A 25,989-nucleotide genomic window follows, 5' to 3' on the forward strand; every position below is an offset into this window, starting at 1 on the left:
GCGCCTTGAGACGCTGGCCAGTAACCCAGGGCTTATAGCCCTCGAGAAAACCACCCGTTCAACGGGTGGTTTTTATTTGAGGATTTGACGGCAGAGTCCTCACTATTGGCTGGAGCTAATAGTGGAGACTTTGGAGAAACTAATTAGCTAATGGATCGCGTTTGAGTAGCAGATGGAACCTTAGGATGATGAGTAAATTGAAGCCAATAATCATGAGTAGAATCAATCCCCAAGCCGTGTTGGTATCAACATTGGTGGAGATTGCAGAACGAAGCAAGTCAATGAGATAGGTCATGGGTAGCCATGGATTGAGATGCTGTGCTAGGGAACTCACGAGTGCTGTGGGATAGAGACCACCAGAGCTGGCCAATTGGAGAACGAGTACGATTGAAATCAGCCATGTGCCGAACCCGCCCAAGAGAATTCGGAGGCAAAAGATTAGTGACAGGAAGAGCAGTGATCCTAGGAGAATGGCACAGAATAGAGCCGCCTGAGATTGAACCTTTAAGTTATTGGCTAAACGTAGCGTACCAAACAAGAGACTACTTTGAATCAGAGCGACACCCCCAATAATAGCGGCTTTACTCCCCCACCAGGTAATCGCCAGTTGAGGTTTGCGGTGCCATTCGCCAGCATCGTACATTGTGCCAAGCGCGATGCCACCGACGTAGAGACCAATGGCGATGGCAAATGGTGCCATACCAGTTCCGTTGTTGGGAACCTTAGCGATGTCATGACTAGTGGACGTGACAGGTTGGGCAATGGCATTGGCGTTCGTAGAGGACGTGTGGTTTGCTTGTAAATGGGTACTTCCGAGACTTAACGCGGTTGCTAAGGTGGAGGCACCCAATTGAATATGATTGAGACCGGCACCTGTGGTAAACAAACCTTTTGTTAAGGGAACGTTGGAAATGGATGTCATTGCGGCTTGTAATCGTTGGTTGCCTTGCTGGAGCTGTTGCGTTCCTTGAACCAACTGCGTGTTTCCTCGTGCGGCATGACGCATACCAACGCTAGCGTTGTGAAGCGCTGTGAGTAAAATTTGACTATTCAAACGGATAACGTCACGATTGATTTTGGTGGTGATAGCACTCGCTATGCCAGTGGTCATCTTAGACACAATGAAATTTTGGCCAGAATTCAAACTGTAGTGTAGTTGCATGCGTTGGGGATGCTGTGTGAGTAGAGTTATTGCGTTATGAGAAAAATCAGCTGGAATTGTGACGACGAGGTAGAGCCTGCCAGATTTTAAATGATCATGGGCGGTAGCAGCTGAAAGTTTGTGGAAGTCTAAGTCTTTAGTATGCTTCAAGTTGGTAGTCAGTCTTTGTCCAATGGCAATTGTTTGGCCGTGGGCGTGGACAGCACGATCGTGGTTGACGATGGCTACTGGAATATCATCGGTATGGCCGTAGGTATTCCACATAGATGACAGATAAAGGTAACAGTAGATTGCCGGAATTAAGGCAATCATGACGAGCACCACTAAGCTTATTTTATGGCGTAGTAGGTAATGCCATTCACTCATTAACATTGAAATCTCCCCCTTATCAACGACCTGTTGATTGAACGTCCTCAGAATACGAAAATGTAAAAGGTAATTCAATCGACAGTTTGATGACAGTTGTCGGGAGGCAGCGATCAAAATTACTCTGAAAAGCCAGTAAAGACCAAACTAAGGTTACTCAGATAACTAGCGACAGAATCAAGAGTTATGTTGATTGTCGTCGAGGCCAAGAAGTTTTTTAATGGGAGGGTAATCAACAAACTGTTGAGGTGATGGAAAATGGAAACGAGCACGAAGCGTTTGGAAACGGAAGTTAAGTTACAACGGGCGTTTATTAAAGTGATGACACGTGTTGGCTTCGAGCGACTGACCGTGCAATTACTGACACGAGAAGCCCAAATTAATCGTGGAACCTTCTATCTACATTATGTGGATAAGTTCGATCTGTTAGCGCATTATGAAAATGAAATTGTTGCGCAGATTCGGACGATATTTAGTCAGTATCCGAAGCCGGTGTTGGGAATAATGGCCGAACCGATGCCGAATGCTTTTGAGCGCTTATTTGCGTATCTCTATCGACAACGAACGCTCGTCGCTATCCTCTTTCAGAGTCCCGCGTCACAATTGGATCAACAAGTGAAACAGTTGATCATGGAAGTTCTCGGTCCGGTCACGGGGCAGCCTGATAGAGAAGTCCCAACAGATTTTGCTCAAGAACTCGTGGCGCAGGGCGTCCTCGATTACGTTGTCTATTGGCTGGGCCAACCAGCAATTCTGTCACCTGCTGAGGCTTACGCGCTCTTTACCCGAACGCGCCAGTTGTCGCCGCAACAGCTGATGCACGGAACGGCTAATGACTGAGTGAAAGTTCTGCAGCGTTTCGGTTGTAAACGGTTATGGGGTTCGCTAAACTGTGAGTGTTAAGATATAAATCACGCTTGGGAGGCGGCTCATGGCTAAAGTATTGGCAATTAATGCGGGAAGTTCCACACTGAAATGGAAACTATTTTCGATGCCTGAGGAGCAAGTGATTGCTTCGGGGATGGTTGACCGGTTAAATTTACCGGGATCGTTGTTTAAAGTTAAACTGGCCAACGGTGAGAAATTCACGGAAACGCAGGACAACATTACCAATAAATTGGCTGCGGCAATGGTGTTAACACGTTTAAAGTCGTATGGCATCTTGTCGCACCTGAGCGAAATTACGGGCGTGGGTCACCGGATCGTTGCGGGCGGTGAAGTCTTCAAGGATTCTGCCGTTATCACGCCAACTGTGTTACGGCAAATCAAGGCACTCAAGGATTACGCACCGCTGCATAACCCGGTACAAGCTTATTATATTGAAGTGTTTACACAGCTGTTGCCGAGGGCTCAACAAGTGGCGGTCTTTGATACTTCGCTGTATGCGCAGATGCCAGCTGTGAATTATATGTACAGTATTCCCTATGATTACTATGAAAAATTTGGTGCGCGAAAGTATGGGGCTCACGGAACCAGCCATCGGTACGTGGCAATGCGAACGGCGGAGTTGTTAGACAAACCATTATCTGACTTGAAACTGATTACGCTCCATTTGGGCTCTGGTTCGTCCATCACGGCGTTTGATCATGGTAAGGCTCTGGATACGTCGATGGGCTTTACCCCGCTCGCAGGCGTCATGATGGGGACACGTTCAGGCGACATTGATGCCTCACTGGTGGCCTTCTTAGCTGAGAAGTTACAGAAGACAATGCCAGAAATGATTACGATTTTGAACAATAAATCTGGCCTATTGGGTATATCAGAATTGTCGTCGGATCAACGTGACTTGGAACAAACACAGGCTGACCGACCCAAATCCAAACTAGCTCTCGATATGTTCGTGAGTCGTGTGGTTCAGTACGTGGGGAGCTATATTGCTGAGCTGGGTGGTGTAGATGCAATTGTCTTTACTGCAGGATCGGGTGAGAATGGAATCGAAATGCGACAGGCCATTGTGGACAAGTTGGCTTACTTTGGTATTACAATTGATCCGACTAAGAACGACTGTCGGGGCAAAGAACGGGTTGTTAGTCCTGAGGGGAGTCCAGTTCAGGTGCTCGTGGTGCCAACGAATGAAGAACTTATGATTGTTCGTGATGTTACACGGTTAACAACTTAATAAGTGTGAGTCCGCTTAATGGCGGACTTTTTGTATTAGGGTAACGGTTATGGGTAAAGGAATCCCCGTATCATGACGTGGACTAAGAGCCAAGATGATACGAGGATTTTGCCTATGGGATGGCATAGACCCAGCATAACTGATTGCTACCGAAAATACGACAACAATTTCATTATTCTATTTAGGGGTTTAGATGATCCTAATTTAAATATAAATTGCATAGAAATAGCCGCTTGAACGACAAGTATTATAATATCCAAATATAAATAATATTATGAACAATTAACCCTTGCTATCATGCGTAAAAACCCGTATGCTTAGTCTACCAAAACAAGCAAAATAAAAACGGAATCCAACTGTGAGGATTCCGTTCGCTAATATTGCAGAATTGAAAGTTAACTCATGTGTAGATCGCGTCGGCGATAGCCCCACCAACCAAGTAGAATCAGCGCTAGGCTGAGTGTTAACATCCAGCTGAAGTTGGCCCATTCCACATCGTGGGTTGGGACTTTATTGGTTGGGACTTTATTCATCCAACCGAGCGGGGACAGGTGCTGCGCCCACTTTGGCAGCTTGAGCATGCCACCCATGTAAATGCTAATGAAGCCGAGTCCCAAGTACAGCCAGTTCAGGGAACGAATCCGTGGCCACCAACCAATGATAGTGACGGCAATACCGATAAAGACCAAGATTGCTGGCAATTGTCCCCAGATAGACTGCCAGAATTCAAACATCGTCAAGCCATCTTTAGGATGATCAAGCGTTGCATTTCCAACGAAAATCAGGCTACTGATGGCACCAACAAAGGTAACGAGACTACTCAGAATACCAGTGATCACGTAGCTGAAGAAAAGGCGGGTTCGTGAGAGCGGCCGCGCATATAGGGATTCTAACCAGCCATTCGTTTCATCACTGTAAAGCTTGTAAACGAGCTGAATACCAGGAATAGCGGCCACCGCGGCCATTAGAACGACTAACGTTGATGTGAAGTTGACTAACATCGCATGATTGGCTTCGTGTAAGACATTGGCACCAAATACCTGTTGCATTGTCGGATTGGTTTTCAGCATATCACCAACAGTGTTGTAGATACTACCGTAGGTCATACCAAGAACAGCGATACCGATGATCCACCCGATAATAACGTTGTGTTCGCGCCGCCACAGTAGCGAAGCAGGGTCCCGTAGAAAGCTAGATGCCGTGCGCCGACCTGGTCGTGTTGCCAGAGCACCAGCGTTAAGGTCACGATTCAGGTTGATACTTGCCGCGAGAAAGAAAAGGATTATGGCGGTGACTAGAGATAAGGCGATGGGTAACCAGTTGAGATGATAGAAGGGTGATATTTTTTCGACCCAACCAAGTGGTGACCACCAGGTGTAATCGGGATTCTGAACATCGGTCATCATCCGGACGATGTAGGCCAGACCGAACAATCCGTAGGTTAGTCCCGTAGCACTAGCGGAATGATCGGCGAGCTGTGCGGCGACCAATCCTAGTAGTCCAAAGACGAGACTGACAGCGGCTAGTCCGATTCCCACGGCCCAGTTACCGGCAGTCGTCATGCCATGCATTCCGGAGAACCCTAAGCCGGCGCCATAGATGACGGCGATAATCGCATTTACGATGATAAGTTCTAAGGCCGCAGCACTCAATGGTGCCAGTTGCCCCACAGCTCGTGAGCGAACTAACTCGGTAATGCCTTGATCTTCTTCGCCCCGTGTTGCGTGAATGCCAAGCATAATGTTCATGATGATTTGTGCAATTGCCATGAAGACGACCATTTCGGTAGAGAAGATCTGCGCAGTCGATGGATTGTTTGTAAATTTAAATGCCCCCAACAACGCGACCATGGCAGGACTCTTCAGCGTGTCCTTGATGGCTGCAATCTCATGTTGCGTGCCAAAAATATCGGTAAATTTGTAAGCCACACCCACCATAAGACCAGCGAGAACTAGAATCCAAATGAGAATCTTAAAGCGGTCACGGCGTAGGGCCAGTCCGGTTAAGCGACCGGTACGGGAAAAATGAGTTGTCATCGCCCTCACTCCTTTTCCGTTGTGTAGTAGTGCATGAAGAGATCTTCTAGGGTTGGTGGCGTACTTTGCAGAGCCATGATATGGTGTTCCGTTAAGGCCGCCATGACTGCGGGAAGAGACTTAGCTTCGACTGAAAATTGCCATTCATTTGGATGCTGTCCGGCTTCAACGTTGTGAACGCCTGCAAGTTGAGTCAAATCAAGTGGTGTCTTCAAGGTAACGTTGATGACAGTTCGCGTCAGATGCCGCATTTCAGCAAGACTTCCCGTTTCAATGATCGTGCCCTCACGAATGATGGCAATGCGGTCACACATGCGTTCAACTTCTGAAAGAATGTGACTGGATAGGAGAACAGCCTTACCCTGTTGCTTCAGATTAAGAACGGCCATTTGGAATTGTCGTTCATTCAGCGGATCAAGGCCGGACGTGGGTTCATCGAAAATGTAAAAGTCTGCGTCCTGGGAAAAGGCGGCAATCAGTGCTACCTTTTGGCGATTTCCTTTGGAGTAAGTCCGGGCCTTCTTGGTCGGGTCTAAACCAAACTGTTTGATTAGCTCATCAGTTCTAGAGGAATGCTGTGTGCCATTCACCTTTAGCAGGAGGTCAATAATTTCCCCACCGGTGAGATTAGGCCAGAGGTAGACGTCTCCAGGAACGTATGCTAAGCGGCGATGAATCGCGACACTGTTCGACCAAACGTCTTGGCCGAAGATTGTGGCATTTCCGTCGGTTGCCCGGATGAGACCGAGTAAGACCCGAATGGTGGTCGACTTACCAGCACCGTTTGGTCCGATAAAGCCAAATACCTCTCCGGCGTGGACATCGAAGGTAATATTCTTTAAGGCCTCAAAGTGGCCGAATTTTTTTTGAAGATGATTAATTTGTAAGACTGGTTCGTTCGTCATATAAATCCCTCCTCACGGTTTCTAAATCGCTATCATCGTAAGCCCCCGTCTACTGGAAGTCAATAGAAAAGTGAACTATTTTTCTAAAATAGTTCACTAAAATTAAAAACTCTTCTGAAATGAGGTATGCTAAAATTAACAGCAGTAAATGTTTTAAAAAGGGTGGTGAAAAATGTGGCGACGAATCAACAGCGACGAGAACAGCAGCGACAAAATATCTTAAAAGCGGCCGGCAAGTTGTTTATGCGGGATGGTTTTAAGGTGACCCACATTAAGGATGTGGCGGCAGAGGCGCAGGTTTCTCAGGTGACTTTATATAAGTATTTTGATAGCAAGTTAACCTTGGGACATCAAGTCGTCTTGGCACTGATTGAGACCGGATACGCCGACTATCAGCGTATGGTCGATGATCATTCACGGTCGTTTCGGGAGTTGATTCAGCTCATGATTACCACGAAGACTACCTATGCTGGTGAGATGAGCGATGACTTTTATCAATTCGTTGCGGATGATATGGGCGGCCGATTGGGTAACGATGAGGCGTATCAAGCCTACCAGGATGGTAAACAACGTTTTTGGGACAGCGTTATTTCTCGCGGTCGTGCGGCGGGGATGATTGCGCCGTCACTGACCGATAAAGCCCTGATCATGTATTTGGATATGTATGTGCAATACTTTAGCGCACCGACGAGTCATCCACTGGTCGGCAGCGCCACGGAGTACAAGAAGTATGCGGATCAACTCATGCACTTGTTTTTCTATGGCTTTATTGGCGATCCACCTGCCAATGACGATGAACCCACAAAGGAGCAGACTAACTGATATGACAGAAGTAGAAATTTTAAATGCCGTTAAAGAGTTTTCGCAGGCCAAAATGGGAGATGATGAGACCGGCCACGGTTTCGATCATATCCAACGGGTCGTGGGACTAGCAGATCGCTTGGTACAGTACTATCCTGAAGCCAACCGAGTGGTAACGGTGACGGCGGCCTATCTCCACGATGTCATCGATGAAAAATTGGTTGCCGATACGGCCCAGGCTAGTCAAGAAGTACGATATTTCTTGGCCCAGCAGGGGTTTACAACCGCTCAAGTCGATATGATCTTCTTGATCATGGATAACATGTCTTACCACAAAACGTTAGATGGCACGGCCAAGCCACTACCAATCGAGGGCCAAATCGTTCAGGATGCAGATCGACTAGATGCCATTGGTGCTATTGGAATTTCTCGTGCCATCTACTTCGGTGGCCATTTTGGCGAGAAAATTTATGATCCAGACGTTAAGCCCCGGACCGAGATGACGCATGCCGAATACCGTAATCTAAATAACGAAACCATTATTAATCATTTTTACGAGAAGTTACTCACGCTGAAGGACCTCATGAACACGTCAGCGGCTAAAGATGTTGCCGAACACCGGCAACAGGTGATGTTAGACTTTTTAGCAGAGTATAAAGCAGAATGGAACGCGGAGGCATAGGCTTTCGCGTTTTTATTTGCCGGGAAGTCAAAGTTAGGGATTTAAAGATTCTATAGCAAGTGATATACTATGACTGTACGCAATGTTCACGTTAACATTTTGATGAGGATTGAATTGGTAGCGCTAACTTAAACGCGTACATAACTAATGTACTAGATATTTTCGTGCCAAAGAAATATTTTCAAGACGTAAACTTTACAATTTTTCTTGAAGATGCGGTGTAATAAGGTTAAACCCACTTTAGTTAAATTGAAATAGTTGACAATTCCTGAGAATATTGTATTATGAAATCGGTTACACTGTCATACTAGTATATTAGTTGGACAGCGCTGATGGGTTCGACCATTAGTTGAATTTGACAGTTCGAGACTTTGACAAATGAAAGGGCGGTTTCAGATGGTTAAATTAACGGATGATTACTTAAACAACAAGGCGGCTTTTGCGGCAGCCGGAATTACGGTTCCTACTTATGATCAAGACAAATTACGGACGGCAACAAACGAACACCCACGTTGGGTTCACTTTGGTGGGGGTAACTTGTTCCGGGCATTCCATGCATCCATCGCCAACACTTTAATTGAAAAAGGCGAATTGGATTCTGGTGTTATCGTAGCTGATACCTACGATGACTCAGTTGTTGATGGTGTCTACAAGCCATTCAACGACCGGATCTTACGGGTCGTTACTAAGGCTGATGGTAACTTTGACAAAGAATTGTTTGCCTCAGTTACTGAAGCATTGTTCGCTACGCCAGCTCGTGAAGCTGACTGGAAACGGATGCAAGAAATCTTCAAGGCACCTTCACTGCAAGTTGTTTCCTTCTCTATTACTGAAAAGGGTTACAACTTAAAGACGGTTGCTGGTGACTTGAATGACATCACCAAGGCTGACTTGGCCGCTGGTCCAGCAGCACCTAAGGGGAACATGGCTGGCTTAGTTGCCTTACTGTTAGGTCGTTTCCAAAACGGCGCAACGCCATTGACTCTGATGAGTACTGATAACTTCTCCAACAATGGGGATAAGTTAAAGGACAGTGTCTTGACGATTGCCAAGGGCTGGAAAGAAAATGGCTTCGTGGGCCAAGACTTCTTAGACTACTTACAAGACAGCAAGAAGATTAGCTTCCCACTTTCCATGATCGACCGGATCACGCCAAACCCATCTGAAACAGTTAGTGCTAAGTTGAAAGACTCTGGCTTCGATGACTACAAGATCATCCATACACCAAAGCACACCAACATTGCACCATTCACCAACACTGAAGAAGTCCACTACTTAGTTGTTGAAGACAACTTCCCTAATGGTCGTCCAAAGTTTGAAGACGCCGGTGTGATCTTAACTGACCGTAAGACGGTTGGCGAAGCTGACGAAATGAAGGTTACGACCTGCTTGAACCCACTGCACACGTCCTTAGCTATCTTTGGTAGTGTTCTGCAATTCAAGTCAATCTCTGACGAATTACAAAACAAGGACCTGGTCGGTGTTATCAAGCAAATCGGTTACGTTGAAGGTTTACCAGTTGTTACGGATCCTAAGGTTATCAACCCTAAGGAATTCATCGACCAATTGGTTACGAAGCGTTTGCCTAACCCTTACATTCCTGATACGCCACAACGGATCGCTACCGATACGTCACAGAAGATTCCAGTTCGTTACGGGGTAACCATCAAGCAATACGTTGACCGCGACGGCTTTGATCCTTCGACTTTGGAATTCATTCCATTGACGATTGCCGGCTGGTTCCGTTACCTGATGGCTGTCAACGATGAAGGTGAAGCCTTCGAACCAAGTCCAGATCCTATGATGGATGACTTGAAGAAGTACGTTGGTGACATCAAGTTAGGCGAACCTACTGACGTTCACGCCCACTTGAAGGATGTCTTGAACAACACGTCTATCTTCGGTCAAGACCTTTACGCTGTTGGTTTGGGTGAAAAAGTTGAAAACTACTTCAGCCAAATGATCGCTGGTAAGGGTGCTATCGTTAAGACCATCGAAGACGCCTTAGCAAAGCACGCTAAATAATAGATAATTAATGATCGCCACACATAGAACACATGAGGAGTGAATTTTTATGATCACCATTCAAAACAGTCGCTTTCGGGTTGCGATTAATGAAGTTGGAGCCGAGTTAACCCATTTTGTAGATCAGACTACAGGTCGTGATTTAATGTGGAACAACGATCTCTGGCCAAAACATGCGCCGGTATTATTCCCGGCAATTGGTCGTTCAAACGAAGACAGCTACTTGATTGATGGCAAGAAATTCGAAATGCCTCAACATGGGTTCGTTAGTGGCTTGACTTTCGCCGTTCTGGATCAAACTGACTCGGCTGTGACCTTGTCAGCCCGGGCAACCGACGAAACGAAAAAAATGTATCCCTTTGATTTTGAACTGCAAGTGACCTTTAGCTTAACGGCCGATGGCTTACACTTGAAGTTCGACGTCAAGAACCATGATTCGAAGGACCTTTCCTTCTCACTCGGTTCTCACCCAGCATTCAACGTTCCATTCGCAGATGGCGAGAAGTTTACGGACTACCAAGTTGCGTTAACGCCGGCACCTAAAGACTTAACCAACTTTGAAATCGTAAAAACGCCAAATCCATTCCGGAGCGGCAAGAGTTTACCGTTCAAGAATGAAGATGGCGTGATTGATTTGACCTATCCGATGTTTGATGCCGGTTTGATTATCCTGAACGCACCAGGCCTGGAACATGTGACGTTACGGTCTAAGGTCAGCGGCCAATCCATTACTTTGGATGTCCAAGACTTTGACTACGTGACGCTCTGGACCAAGGAAGGTGCCAACGCACCATTCCTCTGTGTTGAACCATTCAATGGTTTGCCAGATGTTTCAGGGGACTTACGTGAGCTGAAGAGTAAGGAAGGCAACCATCACGTGGCTGCTGGTGAAACGGCAACCATGGCATACACCATGCATATCAAGGCTTAATTAACGCGGTTGTAGGCAGTGACCTTGCCGGTAAAACCAGCATCCGTTCCCTGTGCGACTAGGGTGGTAATCCCACCATTGGCCGGGTAATTGCCGAGGGCGTCAAAGTCCGGACCATACCGCAGCACCAGCGAGCGAATCAAGGTGCCGTGGGTCACCACGAGGAGGCGGTCGCCGTCGTGAGCTTCAGTGAGTAATTCCTGAATCCCGCGGTCGACGCGACTGCTGAACGTGGCGCCGTCTTCTGAAAGATGACGGGGGTCCGCGGCGTGCATGGCATCTCGGGCAACGTCAAACGAGTATCTCTGGATGATTTCGGCTTGGGTCTTGCAGCCTAGCTGCTGATCCTTGCCGACTGCCATCCAGGCTTGGTGAAAGTCCAAGCCCTCATAGGAACCAAAGAATACTTCACGAAAATCTTCGTGTTGTTCGGGTTCTGTCTGAAGGAAGTGATTCGGTTGGATGATATGTTTAGCCGTATCAATGGCGCGTTTGAGGTCGGATGAATGGTAGCTTTGATACTTGGTATCTTGCAACAATTGACCGACTTGATCGGCAGTTGCGATGCCGTCCGCCGTTAGCGGTGAATCAGCCCAACCTTGGAGTTTATCCATGGTGTTGAAGATGGTTTGACCGTGGCGAACGAAGTCGATAGTGATGGTTTTCATAATTAGCCTCCTAGCAGATGTCTATCAATATTATACGCATCTTTGGAAGCTACAGGTGTAAGATTGAATTTGAATTTAATTATTTTGGAGGTTTTTGGAAAATGGCACAATATAAAATTGCGGTGGTTAACTCAAGTAGTTTTGGACAAGTCTTCAAGGAACACTGGCAACAAATCGAAGAAATCGGTGAAGTTAAGCGTTTCATGCTTCCAACCGACATCGATGGTAAGTCATTAGCTAAGGAACTCGATGGCTACAACATTATCATCGCTTCCGTTACGCCAATGTTTAACAAGGAATTCTTCGACAACAAGGACGAAACCTTATTGATCTCCCGTCACGGGATTGGTTTCAACAACGTTGATATCAAGGCCGCTAAGGAACACGGGACTAAGGTGGCTATCGTGCCACAATTGGTTGAACGTGACTCCGTTGCCGAAAACGAATTGGCTAACTTGATGACCTTAGTTCGTCGGACGGTTCAATCCGCAGAACGCGAACGTGATGACCGTTACGAAGACCGTGCTGAATTCATGGGTAATGAATTATCTGGCAAGACCTTCGGGGTTATCGGCTGTGGGAACATTGGTAGCCGGGTTGCTGAATTATTCAGTGTCTTCGGTGGTCCTATTCTGGTTAACGATCCAGATCCTAAGGCCCCAGCTGGCTGGTTGAAGAGCCACAACGTTGAACGCGTTGACTTGGATACTTTGTTGGAAAAGGCTGACTACATTTCTTTGAATGCTTCTTTGAACGATGGTAACTACCATTTGATCGATGCTAAGAAGATCGCCAAGATGAAGAAGGGTGTTTACCTGTGCAACAACGCGCGTGGTGCCCTCATCGACGAAACGGCCCTCTTAGACGGGATCAAGTCTGGTAAAGTTGCTGGTTACGCTGCTGATGCTGTTGAAGTTGAACCTGTTCGTGCAACCTCACCATTACTGCAAAACGACCGCGTCTTATTGACGCCACATACCTCCGCTTACACCTACGAATGTCTTCACGGTATGGGTGAAAAGTGTGTCAGCGATGTGAAGAATATTGTTGCCAACAAGCCGTTGGTTCGTGAATTAACGAGTACTTTAGCCTAGTAAACAGGCGGAACGGGACCATGTGCTGCTAATCAGTGGGCACGTGGCCCTGTTTATATCCTGAAGTTATACACTATGTGCTGATTATCGGCTATGTCTAAATGGCCGGTCGCCATCGGGCAGACGTAAATATTGTGAAATCCAAAAATCGCCAAAATAAAAGGAAGCTGAAAATTATGGATTATTTAATCGGAATTGACGTTGGTACCACGAGTACCAAGGCCGTACTGTACAACACTGACGGGGAAATCTTTGGCTATGCCAACAAGCTTTACCCCTTGATTCAAGACAACCCCGACATGGCTGAAGAAGACCCAGACGTTATCTTTGACGCCTCCGTTGAAGCTTTGAAGGAAGTTACGGCCAAGGCCGACCCTAAGGAAGGTAAGATCTTAGGGGTTTCCTGGTCAACCCAACAACACAGTTTGGTGGGGATGGATGCCGATTACAAGCCAACGACGCGGGCTATTACGTGGGCCGACAACCGTTCTGAAAAGGTTGCTTCACGTATGGCTAAAGACGGTAGTGGTCTGGAACTTTACAAGCGGACTGGTTTGCCAACCCACCCAATGGGTGTCGTTTACAAGTTACTCTGGATCAAGGAACAACACCCAGATATCTACAAGAAGACCCAATACTGGGTTGGCTTGAAGGAATACCTGTTGTACCGGTACTTTGGGCAGCTCAAGGAAGAAACCAACATGGCTTCTACCACAGGTCTCTTCAATATCCACACGATGGATTGGGACGAAGAATCCATGAAGTTGACGGGAATTACCCGCGACCAATTGCCAGAACTCGTTGACACCACTTATCAAATGAAGGGCCTGCACCCAGAAATTGCCAAGAAGATTGGTTTCTCTGCTGACACGCCATTCATCATGGGTGGGACTGACGGTGCGCTCTCTGAAATTGGTTTAGGTGCTATTAACAAGGGCGAGGTGGCTGTTACGATCGGTACCTCTGGCGCTGTCCGGACTTTCGTTGACAAGCCGCAAATCGACCCTAAAGGCCGGATTTACTGCTACCCAGTTATGCAGGGTAAGTGGATCATTGGTGGCCCAGTGAATAACGGTGGGATCGTCTTCCGTTGGGTTCGGGATAACCTCTTTGCTCCTGAAAAGGAACAAGCCAAAAAGGAAGGTAAGGATCCATACGACTTACTGACTGAAATTGCTAGCAAGGTACCAGCCGGTTCTGATGGTTTGATCTTCCACCCATTCTTAGGTGGTGAACGGGCCCCAATCTGGGACGGTAACGCGCGGGCTTCTTACTTCGGTTTGACCCGTCAACACAACCGTTCACACATGGTTCGGGCCGCACTGGAAGGGATTGTTTACAACCTCTACACCGTTGAATTAGCGTTGAAGGAAGCCATGGAACCAACTGCTATCTTGGCTGCCGGGGGCTTTGCCCGCTCACCACTATGGCGTCAAATGTTGGCTGATATCTTTGAAGAACCCGTCACGATTCCAGAAGCCTTTGAAAGTGGTTGCTTGGGTGCCATGGTGATTGCGCAGATCAGTTTAGGCTTGGCCGACGACCTGTCAGTTGTTAAGAAGTTTATCGGGAAGATGAACACTTACGAACCAAACCCAGAAACTTTCGAAAACTACCGCGAAATTATGCCAATCTACATTCGCCTGGGTCGGAAGCTGCAAACTGAGTACAATAGTATCGCAGAATATCAACGGAAACGCGCACCAAAGGAATAAATTGTTAGTTTTGATGATTTATTTACAAAAACCGCTTGAAATTTGTAAAAGTTTTTCATATAATAGAAGTCGTTAACTGATATATTACTTTTTTCAAGCAGAGAGGAACTTATACCATGAAGATTGGATTAGTTGGATTAGGTAAGATGGGTAGCAACTTAGCTCAAAATATGATGGACAACGGTCACGAAGTTGTTGGATTTGATTTGAACAAAGATTTTGTTAAAGAAGTTGCTGGGTTTGGCGCAGAAGCAGCTACGTCACTGGAAGACTTGCTTAGCAAGCTGCCTTCACCTAAGATTGTTTGGTTGATGTTGCCAGCTGGCAAGCCAACTGAATCAACTGTTGCAACGCTGACTGAGGTATTAAGTGCTGGCGACTACATCGTTGATGGCGGGAACTCCTTCTGGCAGAATTCCGTTGAAGATGCCAAGAAGGCTGAAGCCAAGGGTATCAACTTCTTCGATTGTGGGACGTCCGGTGGTCAATCAGGTGCCCGTCATGATGGGAACTTTATGATCGGTGGGACCAGCGCCGAAGCTTTTGAAACGTTGAAGCCAATCTTCGAAGGCATTGCCCAAAAGAATGGTTACCTGTACACCGGCGCTGCTGGTTCAGGTCACTACTTGAAGATGGTGCACAACGGTATTGAATATGGGATGATGGAAGCTATCGGTGAAGGGTTCGATGTCCTGGAACACAGTGATTTCGATTACGATAACGAAGCCGTCGCTCAACTCTGGAACTCCGGTTCTGTTGTCCGTTCATGGCTCATGGAATTGGCTCAAGAAGCCTTCTCCAAGGATGCCAACCTTGAAGAAATTCGTGGGACGATGCACAGTTCTGGTGAAGGTAAGTGGACGTTACAAGAAGCCCTCAATCAAGAAGTTCCCGTTCCCGTTATCAGCTTAGCTTTGATGATGCGTTACCGGTCAATGGAAAACGATACCTTTACGGGTAAAGTTGTTTCAGCTTTGCGGAATGGTTTTGGTGGCCATGCGGTCGACAAGATCAAATAAGTCTAAATTTTAAAACGGTGAAAACCGGAAGCTCAGGATGAAAATTCCTGAGCTTTTTTTGTAGTGGTCTAGGACACTGGTAAATGGACGTAAGGTATTTGGAGATTGGGATGTCGCGATATGAGCCTGTGAAAATTTTGGATTGGTAAAGGAACAGTAAAACTGGTATTTAAGTCTAGGGAATTGGAACGAATTAGTTTCATATTTTTTGACGTAATGAACTAATATAAGGCGTAAAAGTCTATGTGAAGGTCATGTTTTCACGTGATTTCAGGTTCCAAATTAATTTATTTTTCTAAAATAACAAATTGCCATTATTAAATTAATGTTGATATGTCGGGCTTTCAAGCAGTTATGATCTGGCGGTACTATAGAAGAAGAGGAAACATCCGTTGACAGCGCTTTCACTAACTAGTAAGATATGGGTGTTGGCAGAACTGATATATTACTATTTCAATTGTTAGGTCCCATTACTGAGAATTGTTGACATATATCGGGCACAAGACAGTTTTTTTGGACAAGGAGTGAGATTAATGAAGTTAAGCAGCAAGATTCAATCCGTGGAAAACTGCGGCGACTATTTGGCCATCAAGACCAATGGCGCCCAGTTCCAAGTTTACCTGCTGGATAACGATATTATCCGGATGCGGGGGACTTTCAAGGATGAATTTGCTCCAGAAGCGTCATATGCTCTAGTCAAGACTGCGTGGGCAGATAAGACGGATGATTTAATGGCGGGTGAACGGCAACGTGTTAAGCCGCTGCCACTCGATCTCAAGGAAGACGCGGACAGCTACTCAGTCTCAACGGCGAACTTAACCTTGAAGATCAACCGGAATCCGTTTGGGTTCGAGGTTCTTGATAAGGCGGGTAACGTGTTACATAAAGATTTGCCAAAGCGTTCCTTCCTACAAGATGATTTGGGCCGGTCGTACCATTACAGTACGATGGGTGACCACAACTTCTTCTACGGATTTGGTGAAAAATCTGGGGAACTCAATAAGTTTAAGCGTCGGATGCGGATGCACAACACGGATTCTTTAGGGTGGAATGCCTCTAAATCCGATCCCCTCTACAAGATGATTCCGTTCTATATCGATTTCGATAGTGAAATGGACATCGCTTCGGGGCTCTATTACAACAATTCTAATGACTCCACGTTCGATATGGACAGCGAGCACAGTAACTACTGGCACCGTTACAGCTATTTTGAATGTGACGGTGGCGACCTGGATGTCTTCTTTATTGCCGGACCAACCATTAAAGACGTGGTTAAACACTACACGGACTTAACCGGGAAGACGGCGATGATGCCTAAAGCTTCGCTAGGTTACATGGGGTCAACCATGTACTACACGGAACTGGATAAGGACGCCGACCAAGCGATCTTAGACTTTGTCGACACCTGCAAGAAGAACGATATTCCTTGTGACGGCTTCTTCATGTCATCCGGCTACACGACCGGTGATGATGGCAAACGGTACGTCTTCAACTGGAACAAGGATCGTTTCCCTAATCCGCAAGACTTTGTGGATAAGCTGAAGGAAAAGGGTGTCTTACTGGCACCAAACGTTAAACCAGGGATGTTAGTCACCCATCCATTTGCCAAGGACTTTGCCGACGCTGACGCCTACATCAAGACGCCGGATGGCAAGGCCGACCAGGAAGACCAATACTGGGGTGGCGCAGCGCACTTCGTTGACTTCACCAGTGAAAGTGGCCGGGCAACGTGGTCGAAATTTATGACGAAACAGCTGTTATCGTTGGGGATCACTAGTATCTGGAACGATAACAACGAGTATGAAATTAATGAAACCGCCGCCAAAGTTGATGCGGATGGCGTTCACGCAACCATTGGTGAAGTAAAGCCAATCATGCCAACGATGATGGCCAAGACGGCGCAAAAGGCAATCGCCGATTATGACCCTAATGTGCGGCCATATCTGATCAACCGAGCCGGTTTTGCCGGGATTCAACGGTATGCGCAGACCTGGGCCGGTGATAACCGGACGAGTTGGACAAACGTGAAGTACAACATCCCAACGATCTTAGGAATGGGACTCTCCGGGGTCGCCAACCAAGGATGTGATATTGGTGGGTTCGATGGCCCAGCGCCAGAACCAGAGCTGTTCGTCCGGTGGGTTCAAAACGGAATCTTCCAGCCACGGTTCTCAATTCACTCCTCGAATGATGACAACACGGTCACGGAACCATGGATGTACCCGAGCTACACCAAGTACATTCGCGATGCCATTCAGTTGCGTTACCAATTGATTCCTTACTTCTACTCACTGTTGCATGAAGCATCAGTGTCAGGGGCACCAATCATGCGGCCACTGGTTTACGAATTCCAAAATGATCCGAAGACTTTCGAAGAAAGCTTTGAGTTCATGTTGGGGTCATCATTACTGGTTGCAAACGTGGTTGATAAGGGTCAAACGACCAAGGAAGTATACCTACCAAAAGGTGCCGATTGGTATGATTTAACGACTTATCACTACTACAATGGGGGTCAAACCATCGAAGTTCCCGTCGACCTTGGGAGTATTCCAATGTTCTTGCGGACCGGGAGTATTATTCCTGAAAGCAAGGGCCTCATGAATATTCACAACGATACGGTAGAGAACTTGGATGTCTTAGTTGAGCCAACAACGGCGAGCGACTTCCAGTTGTATGAAGATGATGGGAAGACGATGAGCTACAAGCAAGGGGAATTCTTGACCACTGATATTTCGGTTAAGCCAAGTAAGCACCAAACGTTAATTAACTTGCATAAGCAAGGAACTTACGATTCCAAGCTGAAGAGTTACACGTTCCGTGTTTGTTGCCCAGACATTGCCCCATTAACGATTGAACTTCAAGGCAAACCGTTGGCGCAATTCCTTAAGTTTGACAAGTTCAATGCCGCCACTGAAGGCTGGTTCTTCGATGGCGAAAAGCGTCAAGTTATCATTAAATTTAATAATGTAAGCGATTCAGACATTGAGCTGAGTATTGAGTCTAGTGTAAAGGACTTAATCTCAATCTAATAATTTGCTAAATTTGCGGAATCTCACTTTAAAAATTATCTAGGCAATTCGCCGGAGGTTGGAAAAATGGATACACAAAAAACAAGTATTGATCGTTCAAAGCCGTTTGGTTGGGCTGACCGTTTTGGTTACGCTCTTGGGGATGTTGGGAACAACTTCTCATTCGCTGTTGTGAATACCTTCTTGATGATCTTCTACACCAACGTGTTGGGATTGTCAGGGGTGACCGTGGGACTCTTGTTCCTGATTGCCCGGTTTATTGATGCCATTGCTGATATCACTGTTGGTCGGTTGGTCGATAGTAGTAAGCTCCACAAGAGTGGTCGATTCATTCCGTGGATTGCCCGCTTCAAGTACCCACTACTCATCGCGACCATCTTGGTTTTTGTGCCATTCGTTAAAGATTTGGCGTTTCCAATCAAGATAACTTATGTCTTTATCACTTACTTACTCTGGGGGATTTTCTACTCCACGGTTAACATTCCTTATGGCTCCATGGCGTCCGCGTTAAGCGATTCGCCCAATGACAAGACCTCCCTGTCCACTTGGCGGAGTTTAGGGTCGGCAACGGGGAGTGCCATCGTCAGTTTCGTTGTGCCAATCTTCATGTACGTTGGCGCTACGCAAAGAATTGACGGTGTGCGTTTCTGGTTAGTCGCCTCCGTCATGGCAATCTTAGGGTTTGGCTGTTACATCCTGACCAGTAAGCTGCCAACGGAACGGGTGCGGACCCAACGAAGCGAGTCGGTGCCACTGGGAACGGTCATGAAGGATATGTTTACGGACCGCGCCTTAGTTATCCTGGTTGTCTTAGATATCATTCTGGTCATCAATCAGAACCTGTCCGGGACCAACATTTCTTACCTGTTTAACGACTACTTTAAGAACAGTAGTGCCATGTCGATCGCGTTGATTTTCAACTTTGCGACGGTGCTGTTGCTTGCGCCATTCGCCCAATACTTTACGAAGAAGTTTGGCCGTAAGGAAGTAACGGTAGTTTCTCTGTTCTTTGCCAGCATCGTGTACGGTGCCTTGGTCTTTATCCACACCAGTAGTGCCATGGTTTACCTGGTCTTCCTGTTCTTCGGGAGCTTGGGGGCAGCGATGTTTAACCTGATGGTCTGGGCCTTCATCACCGATGTTATCGATAACCAACAGGTCACGACCGGGATTCGTGAAGACGGGACGATCTATGGGGTGAATTCCTTCGCTCGGAAAGTCGCCCAAGCCTTAGGTGGAAGTTTCGGGGCCTTCATGTTGACCATGATCGGCTACGTTTCCTCCACGTCTGGTGGGGCCGAACAATCCCAGCAAGTTATTGACCGCATCTACTACTTGGCATCAGGGATTCCAGCTGTCTGCTGTGGGCTGGCCGCAATCGTGATGCTGTTCTTCTACCCACTGAACAAGAAGCGGGTTGAAAGTAACGCGGCAATTTTACGGGAAAAGAATGCTAAGAATTAACGTTTCTCAATGACTACAAGAGAACAATTGTAATCAGAAGTAATGACCAATAATTTTAAAAAAATTAAAGGAGACTTTTGAAATGGCTTTATTGAACGAAGACTTTTTACTCACTAATGAACCAGCTAAGAAATTATTCCACGAACACGCAGAAAAGATGCCAATCATTGACTATCACTGTCATCTAGACCCTAAGGATATCTACGAAAACAAGAACTATCCTAACATTACGCGAATCTGGCTGAACGATGGCAACGCCGGTGACCACTACAAGTGGCGTCTGGAACGGGCTAACGGTGTTCCCGAAGAATTGATCACTGGTGACGGTGACGAATACCAGAAGTTCTTGGCTTGGGCTAAGACAATCGACCGGGCTATTGGGAACCCACTCTACGAATGGACCCACCTGGAACTGAAGCGCTTCTTCGGTATCGACGAAGTCTTCAACGAGAAGAGTGCGCCAGCCATCTGGAAGAAGGCCAACGCCTTACTCCAAACCGATGACTTCAAGCCACGGAGCTTGATCAGAAACGCCAACGTTAAGGTTGTTTGCACGACGGATGACCCCGCTTCTGACTTGCACTACCACAAGCTGTTAAAGGCTGAAGAAAAGGAAAATGGCTTCAAGGTCTTACCAGCAATGCGGCCAGACAACTTAGTTCGTATCAACCAAGGTAACTTTGGCGAATACATGGACAAGTTGAGCGACGTCTCTGGCGTTCAAATCAGTGACTTGGCTTCCTTGACTAAGGCTCTGGAACAACGCTTTACCTTCTTCGCCTCAATGGGTGGACGCCTGTCTGACCATGGTCTGAACACGTACCACTATGCCGAAGCAACCGATGACGAATTCAACGCCATCATGGCTAAGGCGCGCAAGGACAACTCACAACTGACTGATGACGAAATCAACAAGTACCAAACGAAGTTGTTGAAGGTCTTGATGCGCTTGAACCAAAAGTTTGGCTGGACGATGCAATACCACATGAATGTCCTGCGTAACGCCAACGGCCCAATGTTCCGTAAGTTAGGTGCCGATACTGGCTGGGACTCCATGGGTTCACAACCAGGTATCGCCGGTGAAATGATGAAGTTGATGAGTGCAATGTCCGAAGAAGACGGCATTCCTAAGACAATCTTCTACTCCACGAACCCTAACGACTGGATGGAATTGGCTACTGGGATGCAAAGCTTCCAAGGCGACGGCGTTCAAAAGCTACAATTGGGCTGTGCATGGTGGTTCAACGATACCCGTGATGGGATGCATGATCAATTGAACATCTTGGCCCAACAAAGCTTATTGCCAAACTTCGTGGGGATGCTGACCGATTCTCGGAGCTTCCTGTCTTACACGCGACACGAATACTTCCGTCGGGTACTCTGCAACCTAATCGGCGAATGGGTCACGACTGGTCAAGTACCAGAAGACTACGATTACCTGGGTAAGATTGTTGAAGACATCTCTTACAACAACGCCCACGACTACTTTGGTTTCTTCGACAAGAAGGACTAGGGTTAACTGAATAAAAATAATTTTATAAACGTGATGTACCCTCCTTTTGGGAGGTGCACCACGTTTTTTTGTTTCTGAAAACGTTGTGGTGATGAGCTGAAATACCGAACAATGAAAAAATAGTTCGGTATTTACAGTTTTTGACCAAGTGACTGGCGTAATTAATGGCTAATTTTAGAATAAATTTTCAATTATAGCTCGAAATCATGAAAATATTGCTGAAAGCAGGCTGCGATAGGGGTATGATATTAATGCTGCTGTTTTCTAAGCGTTGATTGCATTGGGAATAAACGTGAACATTTACGGCAGGTATAGAAGAGAAAATATTATTAGTGAGGTATGAATTCATGCATTATTCTTTATTCGTTCGGTGTATGGCCGAATTGATCGGGACAGCCGTCATGGTGGCCCTGGGTAACGGGTCGGTTGCCAACGTTGAGTTGAAGGGCACCAAAGGGTATCATGGTGGCTGGATTTTAATCGGGTTCGGGTATGGCATCGGGGTGATGATTCCAGCCTTGATGTTTGCCACGATTTCGGGCGCACAGATCAATCCAGCCATGACGGTAGCCATGGCCGTGACCGGAAGCTTCCCCTGGCAAGAGGTCGTGCCGTACATCTTGGCACAGACGGTAGGGGCAATCATTGGTCAGTTGGTCATTGTACTGGCTTATAAGCCATACTACGACCGGACAACGGACACGGAGGCTATCCTGGGAACGTTCTCCACCATTGACGCCGCTAATAGCCAATTGAACGGGTTTATTAACGAATTTGTGGGAACGTTCTTGCTGGTACTGGGCGCTGTTAGTATGACGGTCGACAAGATCGATCCCCGTGCCGATTTTATTGGGTTAGGATTCTTAGTGATGTGTTTGGTCATTTCCTTCGGGGGACCAACTGGACCTGCGCTGAACCCAGCCAGAGATATCGGACCACGACTGCTTCATGCCGTTTGGCCATTTCCACATAAGGGGAGTTCCCAATTTAACTATAGTTGGGTGCCAATCGTTGCCCCAACTGCCGGCGCAATTGCCGCAGCAGTGTTGTATAAACTAGTGTTTTAATTGCATAAATGCTTAAAAATGGATGCCTTCATGCAGAGTATGAGGGCATTTTTTTAGTCGTGATTCGAGGGTGTTGCGCAAAAGTAATCGAATTGTTTAGTAGTCTTTAACTGATTTAGGTAAGTGAACTGAAACATTAAGATGTTAGTAAAATCGGCTCAATTAAATATTTTTTACTAAATGTACATTAAAATGAAAGCGTATTCTACGGACGAGTCAATCGTTTTACCTAGATATTTCGGGGAAGTGGCCAGCTAAAAAGCAAGAGAAATGCGAGTGAACCTGTGTTAAACTAATATACAAGTAAATGAGAGGTAAGCAAGGAGGTGTAGTTGAGATGCAACAAATGACGAAGAATATGCGGAATGAGGCGTACTCTGAGCTTCGCTATCGGATTATGCATAATAAGTTTATTCCCGGCCAGAAAATCTCTGAGAAGACGATTTCTGAGGAGTTAGGAATTGGCCGGACGCCGGTGCGGGAAGCTATTATTCGAATCGAACGGGATGGCTTGATTGATGTGATTCCGCAAAGTGGGACGTATATTTCCCAGATCGATATGGAAAAAGCTAAAGATGCACGTTTCGTGCGGCAGAACGTTGAAGTTGAAATCATGCTGGAAGCTACAGCAAAGATGACGGACGCGGCGTATCGGGAACAGAAGGTAAACTTGCGTGAACAGGCGGTTGCAATTCAGAAGGAGGATCCGGATACCTTCTTTGATCTCGATGAGGCCTTCCACCGTCAGTTTTATATGATTGCCGATCGCGATAATATTTGGGATTGGTTACAGACGGTCAATATGCAATTGAACCGGTTCCGGTGGATTCGCTTGAAGGTCAACGGCCTGAATTGGCAAACGATTTTACAGCAGCATGAAAGCTTACTGGATGTTGTGTATCGCCGGGATTTAGAGGATGTACGCTTCCAGACCACGGCCCACTTACGGCTGATGTTACAGGAACGTAAGTACTTGCTGGATAAGTTCCCGGGGTACTTTATGAACGTTAGTCCGAGTGATAAAACAGACCTGGATATTTAAATCATAGAGTCGTTGGCATTGATGAGTACGTTCATCAGTGCCGACGACTTTTTTGGCGCCATGGGATAGGGGCGTGACTGGAAAAAGGTCATTGAATTTATTATAATGAACACGTTAACATTTATTGATGAATACGTTTACAACCCAATGAGCATGCATGTTCCATAAACGCGATGGTTAAAGGGCTGACTGGACTTTCAACAGGCTTCATTTCCTTGTTCAAACGTGAAAGTTATTACAAGCCGGCTATGATTAGGTTTATCAGCCGTCTCAGCCGGTGATATATGAAGGGGAATTTTCCCTGGCATGTGCTAAACTGGTAGCTGGGAACGTAAGACATACAGATTGAGAGAAACGGGTTCATTAGTAGATTAATAAATTACATATGGAGGTAATACCATGGCATTCAACATGACCACGCAGTACGCACACAGTCCTGAGGATATTGACCATTACAATACGGATCAGATGCGCGAACAATTCTTAATGGAAAAGATTTTTAGTCCGGACGATATTTTATTGACTTACACCTACAATGACCGGATGATCTTTGGTGGGGTAACGCCCGTGCATGCACCATTGGAAATTAAGCTGGATAAGGAGCTTGGTGTGAAGTTCTTCTTGGAACGCCGCGAATTAGGCTTTATCAACATCGGGGGTGCCGGGACAGTCACGATTGATGGCGATGAGAGTGCGATTGCACCGCATGATGGCTTCTACATCGGTATGGGGACGCAACATGTGGTCTTCAATTCCATCGATCCTGCCAATCCTGCTAAGTTCTACGTCGTTTCGACGCCAGCGCACAAGACCTACCCCAATAAGAAGCTGGTCTATAAGGACGCGATTGCCATGCCTAAGGGTGATCAAGAACATATGAACAAGCGGGTCATTCACAAGTATATTGACGCCTCAACCATGCAGACGTGTCAGCTGCAGATGGGCTACACCGTCTTGGAACCAGGTAATTCCTGGAACACCATGCCAGCGCACACCCACGCACGGCGGATGGAAACGTATCTGTATTGCGAATTTGGCGCCGCTGATACTCGGGTTTCTCACTTTATGGGGACTCCAGAAAACACCAAGCATATCTGGATGAAGCAGGACCAAGCCGTTGTGAACCCAAGCTACTCCATTCACTGTGGGGTCGGGACAACGAACTACGCTTTCATCTGGGCAATGTGTGGTGAAAACCAGACCTACGATGACATGGATCAAGTTGCCATGGGTGATCTGCGTTAATTACCGCAATTAAAAGGAGAGACTAAGAGATGGAAATGGGATTTCGCTGGTACGGCCCTGATGAGGACGCCGTTAAGCTCCAAGATATTCGGCAGATTCCGGGGGCTAAGCAGGTCGTCGGGGCGCTCTTTGACGTGCCGGTCGGGGAAGTATGGCCGCTGGCTAAGATCAAGGCCCTGAAGGCTCAGATTGAAGCTGCTGGGCTGAAATTTACGATTGTCGAGTCCGTCAATATTCACGATGACATTAAGATTGGGTTGCCAACGCGTGACCGGTACATTGAAAATTACCAACAGACCATTCGAAACCTCGCACAAGTTGGGGTCAAAACGATTTGCTACAATTTCATGCCAATCTTTGACTGGATTCGGACCGACCTGCATTTCCAGCTGGCCGATGGTTCTAAGGTGTTGGCGTTCCAAGAACGCTATACGGCTGAAGACCCGCAAGTTTTGATCCAGAAGATTCAGCAGGGCGACAATGGCTTTAGCTTGCCAGGGTGGGAACCCGAGCGGCTGGCAAAGGTTCAGGAGCTCTTTAAAGCCTATGCGGACGTTGATGCGTCTCGGTTGAGGGCCAATCTCAAGTACTTTCTGGATGCGATTCTCCCCGTTTGCGAGGCGTGTCACATCCAGATGGCCATCCATCCCGATGATCCGCCAATGCCGTTATTCGGTTTGCCACGGATCTTCAAAAATGCGGCTGATATGCGGTCGATTGTCGCAATGAACCCGTCATTGGCTAACGGATTCACGATTTGTACGGGCAGTCTGGGTGAGAATCCGGACAATGATATTCCGGCGATTATTCGTGAGTTCGTTGTGCAGGGTCGTGTGCCATTTGTCCACGCTCGAAACATCAAGTATGCTGAGCATGGTCGCGATTTCCGTGAGGCAGCTCATCTCTCCAGCGAAGGATCACTAGATATGTATGAAATTATGAAAGCTCTTCATGATACCGGTTTTGATGGCGTTATCCGTCCCGACCACGGTCGAGACATCTGGGGTGAAGCTGGTCGACCCGGTTATGGGCTATATGACCGGGCCCTGGGGCTAACGTATCTGAATGGTCTTTGGGAAGCAATCAGCAAGTCTTAGAGGGAAGGT

The 25,989-nt window shown here is 46.8% G+C and carries 20 protein-coding genes; 16 read left to right on the forward strand and 4 right to left on the reverse strand.

Going from position 1 to position 25,989, the window contains the following annotated elements; all coding sequences use genetic code 11:
- Positions 1-139: 139 nt before the first annotated feature.
- On the reverse strand, positions 140-1,534 hold the full coding sequence (locus EKM73_RS03045; protein WP_125700522.1) for a YhgE/Pip family protein: 1,395 nt from the start codon (positions 1,532-1,534) through the stop codon (positions 140-142).
- A 252-nt stretch (positions 1,535-1,786) separates the two neighbouring features.
- On the opposite strand from EKM73_RS03045, the gene EKM73_RS03050 reads away from it, so the two are divergent.
- Positions 1,787-2,368 carry a TetR/AcrR family transcriptional regulator gene (locus tag EKM73_RS03050; protein WP_125700523.1) on the forward strand — a complete coding sequence of 194 codons (582 nt, stop codon included), beginning with the start codon at positions 1,787-1,789 and terminating at the stop codon, positions 2,366-2,368.
- Between the two features lie 91 nt (positions 2,369-2,459).
- Positions 2,460-3,647 (forward strand): acetate/propionate family kinase, encoded by a 1,188-nt coding sequence (locus tag EKM73_RS03055; RefSeq protein ID WP_125700524.1) that lies wholly within the window; start codon positions 2,460-2,462, stop codon positions 3,645-3,647.
- Positions 3,648-4,042: 395 nt separating this feature from the next.
- Here EKM73_RS03055 and EKM73_RS03060 read toward each other — a convergent pair whose 3' ends face one another.
- The gene (locus tag EKM73_RS03060; protein WP_125700525.1) at positions 4,043-5,683 is read right to left on the reverse strand and encodes an ABC transporter permease; all 1,641 of its coding nucleotides are present in this window, start codon (positions 5,681-5,683) and stop codon (positions 4,043-4,045) included.
- A gap of 5 nt (positions 5,684-5,688) precedes the next feature.
- Positions 5,689-6,588, reverse strand: coding sequence for an ABC transporter ATP-binding protein (locus EKM73_RS03065; protein ID WP_125700526.1), 900 nt, complete (start codon positions 6,586-6,588; stop codon positions 5,689-5,691).
- 174 nt (positions 6,589-6,762) lie between these two features.
- Here EKM73_RS03065 and EKM73_RS03070 point away from each other — a divergent pair, with 174 nt between their 5' ends.
- The 4 genes from EKM73_RS03070 (at position 6,763) to EKM73_RS03085 (ending at position 11,027) form a co-directional block, all read left to right on the forward strand.
- On the forward strand, positions 6,763-7,410 hold the full coding sequence (locus EKM73_RS03070) for a TetR/AcrR family transcriptional regulator (protein WP_164508842.1): 648 nt from the start codon (positions 6,763-6,765) through the stop codon (positions 7,408-7,410).
- A gap of 1 nt (position 7,411) precedes the next feature.
- Entirely contained in the window at positions 7,412-8,071 is a 660-nt protein-coding gene (locus EKM73_RS03075; RefSeq protein ID WP_125700528.1) for an HD domain-containing protein, read from the forward strand.
- A gap of 396 nt (positions 8,072-8,467) precedes the next feature.
- Positions 8,468-10,096: a mannitol dehydrogenase family protein gene (locus EKM73_RS03080; protein ID WP_125700677.1), complete on the forward strand. Its 1,629-nt coding sequence runs from the start codon at positions 8,468-8,470 to the stop codon at positions 10,094-10,096.
- A 49-nt stretch (positions 10,097-10,145) separates the two neighbouring features.
- A complete protein-coding gene (locus EKM73_RS03085; protein WP_125700529.1) occupies positions 10,146-11,027 on the forward strand; it encodes an aldose 1-epimerase family protein in 882 nt (293 codons plus the stop codon).
- Here the strand turns inward: EKM73_RS03085 and EKM73_RS03090 are convergent.
- Entirely contained in the window at positions 11,024-11,695 is a 672-nt protein-coding gene (locus EKM73_RS03090; protein ID WP_125700530.1) for a histidine phosphatase family protein, read from the reverse strand. The two genes, EKM73_RS03085 and EKM73_RS03090, sit on opposite strands and share 4 nt — an antisense overlap.
- 101 nt (positions 11,696-11,796) lie before the next feature.
- On the opposite strand from EKM73_RS03090, the gene EKM73_RS03095 reads away from it, so the two are divergent.
- From EKM73_RS03095 to uxuA, 10 genes are all read left to right on the forward strand, one after another.
- Positions 11,797-12,789 (forward strand): D-isomer specific 2-hydroxyacid dehydrogenase family protein, encoded by a 993-nt coding sequence (locus EKM73_RS03095; protein ID WP_125700531.1) that lies wholly within the window; start codon positions 11,797-11,799, stop codon positions 12,787-12,789.
- A gap of 176 nt (positions 12,790-12,965) precedes the next feature.
- Positions 12,966-14,504: a gluconokinase gene (gene gntK, locus EKM73_RS03100; protein ID WP_125700532.1), complete on the forward strand. Its 1,539-nt coding sequence runs from the start codon at positions 12,966-12,968 to the stop codon at positions 14,502-14,504.
- 116 nt (positions 14,505-14,620) lie between these two features.
- On the forward strand, positions 14,621-15,523 hold the full coding sequence (gnd, locus tag EKM73_RS03105; protein WP_125700533.1) for a phosphogluconate dehydrogenase (NAD(+)-dependent, decarboxylating): 903 nt from the start codon (positions 14,621-14,623) through the stop codon (positions 15,521-15,523).
- 533 nt (positions 15,524-16,056) lie between these two features.
- Positions 16,057-18,552 carry a glycoside hydrolase family 31 protein gene (locus EKM73_RS03110; RefSeq protein ID WP_125700534.1) on the forward strand — a complete coding sequence of 832 codons (2,496 nt, stop codon included), beginning with the start codon at positions 16,057-16,059 and terminating at the stop codon, positions 18,550-18,552.
- 66 nt (positions 18,553-18,618) lie between these two features.
- Positions 18,619-20,016, forward strand: coding sequence for an MFS transporter (locus EKM73_RS03115; RefSeq protein ID WP_125700535.1), 1,398 nt, complete (start codon positions 18,619-18,621; stop codon positions 20,014-20,016).
- Positions 20,017-20,098: 82 nt separating this feature from the next.
- On the forward strand, positions 20,099-21,529 hold the full coding sequence (gene uxaC, locus EKM73_RS03120) for a glucuronate isomerase (protein WP_125700536.1): 1,431 nt from the start codon (positions 20,099-20,101) through the stop codon (positions 21,527-21,529).
- 347 nt (positions 21,530-21,876) lie between these two features.
- Positions 21,877-22,596: an MIP/aquaporin family protein gene (locus EKM73_RS03125; protein ID WP_125700537.1), complete on the forward strand. Its 720-nt coding sequence runs from the start codon at positions 21,877-21,879 to the stop codon at positions 22,594-22,596.
- Between the two features lie 337 nt (positions 22,597-22,933).
- Positions 22,934-23,638, forward strand: coding sequence for a GntR family transcriptional regulator (locus EKM73_RS03130; RefSeq protein ID WP_125700538.1), 705 nt, complete (start codon positions 22,934-22,936; stop codon positions 23,636-23,638).
- A 399-nt stretch (positions 23,639-24,037) separates the two neighbouring features.
- Positions 24,038-24,883: a 5-dehydro-4-deoxy-D-glucuronate isomerase gene (kduI, locus tag EKM73_RS03135; RefSeq protein WP_125700539.1), complete on the forward strand. Its 846-nt coding sequence runs from the start codon at positions 24,038-24,040 to the stop codon at positions 24,881-24,883.
- A gap of 29 nt (positions 24,884-24,912) precedes the next feature.
- Positions 24,913-25,980, forward strand: a complete 1,068-nt coding sequence (uxuA, locus tag EKM73_RS03140) for a mannonate dehydratase (RefSeq protein WP_125700540.1) — start codon at positions 24,913-24,915, stop codon at positions 25,978-25,980.
- Positions 25,981-25,989: the final 9 nt, after the last annotated feature.

The organism is Levilactobacillus fuyuanensis (genome assembly GCF_003946395.1).
Lineage (GTDB): Bacteria > Bacillota > Bacilli > Lactobacillales > Lactobacillaceae > Levilactobacillus > Levilactobacillus fuyuanensis.

What these genes read in the sequence shown, in the direction of transcription:
- EKM73_RS03045 (WP_125700522.1), bottom strand. Translation starts at nt 1,534, where the DNA reads ATGTTAATGAGTGAATGGCATTACCTACTACGCCATAAAATAAGCTTA.
- EKM73_RS03050 (WP_125700523.1), top strand. Translation starts at nt 1,787, where the DNA reads ATGGAAACGAGCACGAAGCGTTTGGAAACGGAAGTTAAGTTACAACGG.
- EKM73_RS03055 (WP_125700524.1), top strand. Translation starts at nt 2,460, where the DNA reads ATGGCTAAAGTATTGGCAATTAATGCGGGAAGTTCCACACTGAAATGG.
- EKM73_RS03060 (WP_125700525.1), bottom strand. Translation starts at nt 5,683, where the DNA reads ATGACAACTCATTTTTCCCGTACCGGTCGCTTAACCGGACTGGCCCTA.
- EKM73_RS03065 (WP_125700526.1), bottom strand. Translation starts at nt 6,588, where the DNA reads ATGACGAACGAACCAGTCTTACAAATTAATCATCTTCAAAAAAAATTC.
- EKM73_RS03075 (WP_125700528.1), top strand. Translation starts at nt 7,412, where the DNA reads ATGACAGAAGTAGAAATTTTAAATGCCGTTAAAGAGTTTTCGCAGGCC.
- EKM73_RS03080 (WP_125700677.1), top strand. Translation starts at nt 8,468, where the DNA reads ATGGTTAAATTAACGGATGATTACTTAAACAACAAGGCGGCTTTTGCG.
- EKM73_RS03085 (WP_125700529.1), top strand. Translation starts at nt 10,146, where the DNA reads ATGATCACCATTCAAAACAGTCGCTTTCGGGTTGCGATTAATGAAGTT.
- EKM73_RS03090 (WP_125700530.1), bottom strand. Translation starts at nt 11,695, where the DNA reads ATGAAAACCATCACTATCGACTTCGTTCGCCACGGTCAAACCATCTTC.
- EKM73_RS03095 (WP_125700531.1), top strand. Translation starts at nt 11,797, where the DNA reads ATGGCACAATATAAAATTGCGGTGGTTAACTCAAGTAGTTTTGGACAA.
- gntK (WP_125700532.1), top strand. Translation starts at nt 12,966, where the DNA reads ATGGATTATTTAATCGGAATTGACGTTGGTACCACGAGTACCAAGGCC.
- gnd (WP_125700533.1), top strand. Translation starts at nt 14,621, where the DNA reads ATGAAGATTGGATTAGTTGGATTAGGTAAGATGGGTAGCAACTTAGCT.
- EKM73_RS03110 (WP_125700534.1), top strand. Translation starts at nt 16,057, where the DNA reads ATGAAGTTAAGCAGCAAGATTCAATCCGTGGAAAACTGCGGCGACTAT.
- EKM73_RS03115 (WP_125700535.1), top strand. Translation starts at nt 18,619, where the DNA reads ATGGATACACAAAAAACAAGTATTGATCGTTCAAAGCCGTTTGGTTGG.
- uxaC (WP_125700536.1), top strand. Translation starts at nt 20,099, where the DNA reads ATGGCTTTATTGAACGAAGACTTTTTACTCACTAATGAACCAGCTAAG.
- EKM73_RS03125 (WP_125700537.1), top strand. Translation starts at nt 21,877, where the DNA reads ATGCATTATTCTTTATTCGTTCGGTGTATGGCCGAATTGATCGGGACA.
- EKM73_RS03130 (WP_125700538.1), top strand. Translation starts at nt 22,934, where the DNA reads ATGCAACAAATGACGAAGAATATGCGGAATGAGGCGTACTCTGAGCTT.
- kduI (WP_125700539.1), top strand. Translation starts at nt 24,038, where the DNA reads ATGGCATTCAACATGACCACGCAGTACGCACACAGTCCTGAGGATATT.
- uxuA (WP_125700540.1), top strand. Translation starts at nt 24,913, where the DNA reads ATGGAAATGGGATTTCGCTGGTACGGCCCTGATGAGGACGCCGTTAAG.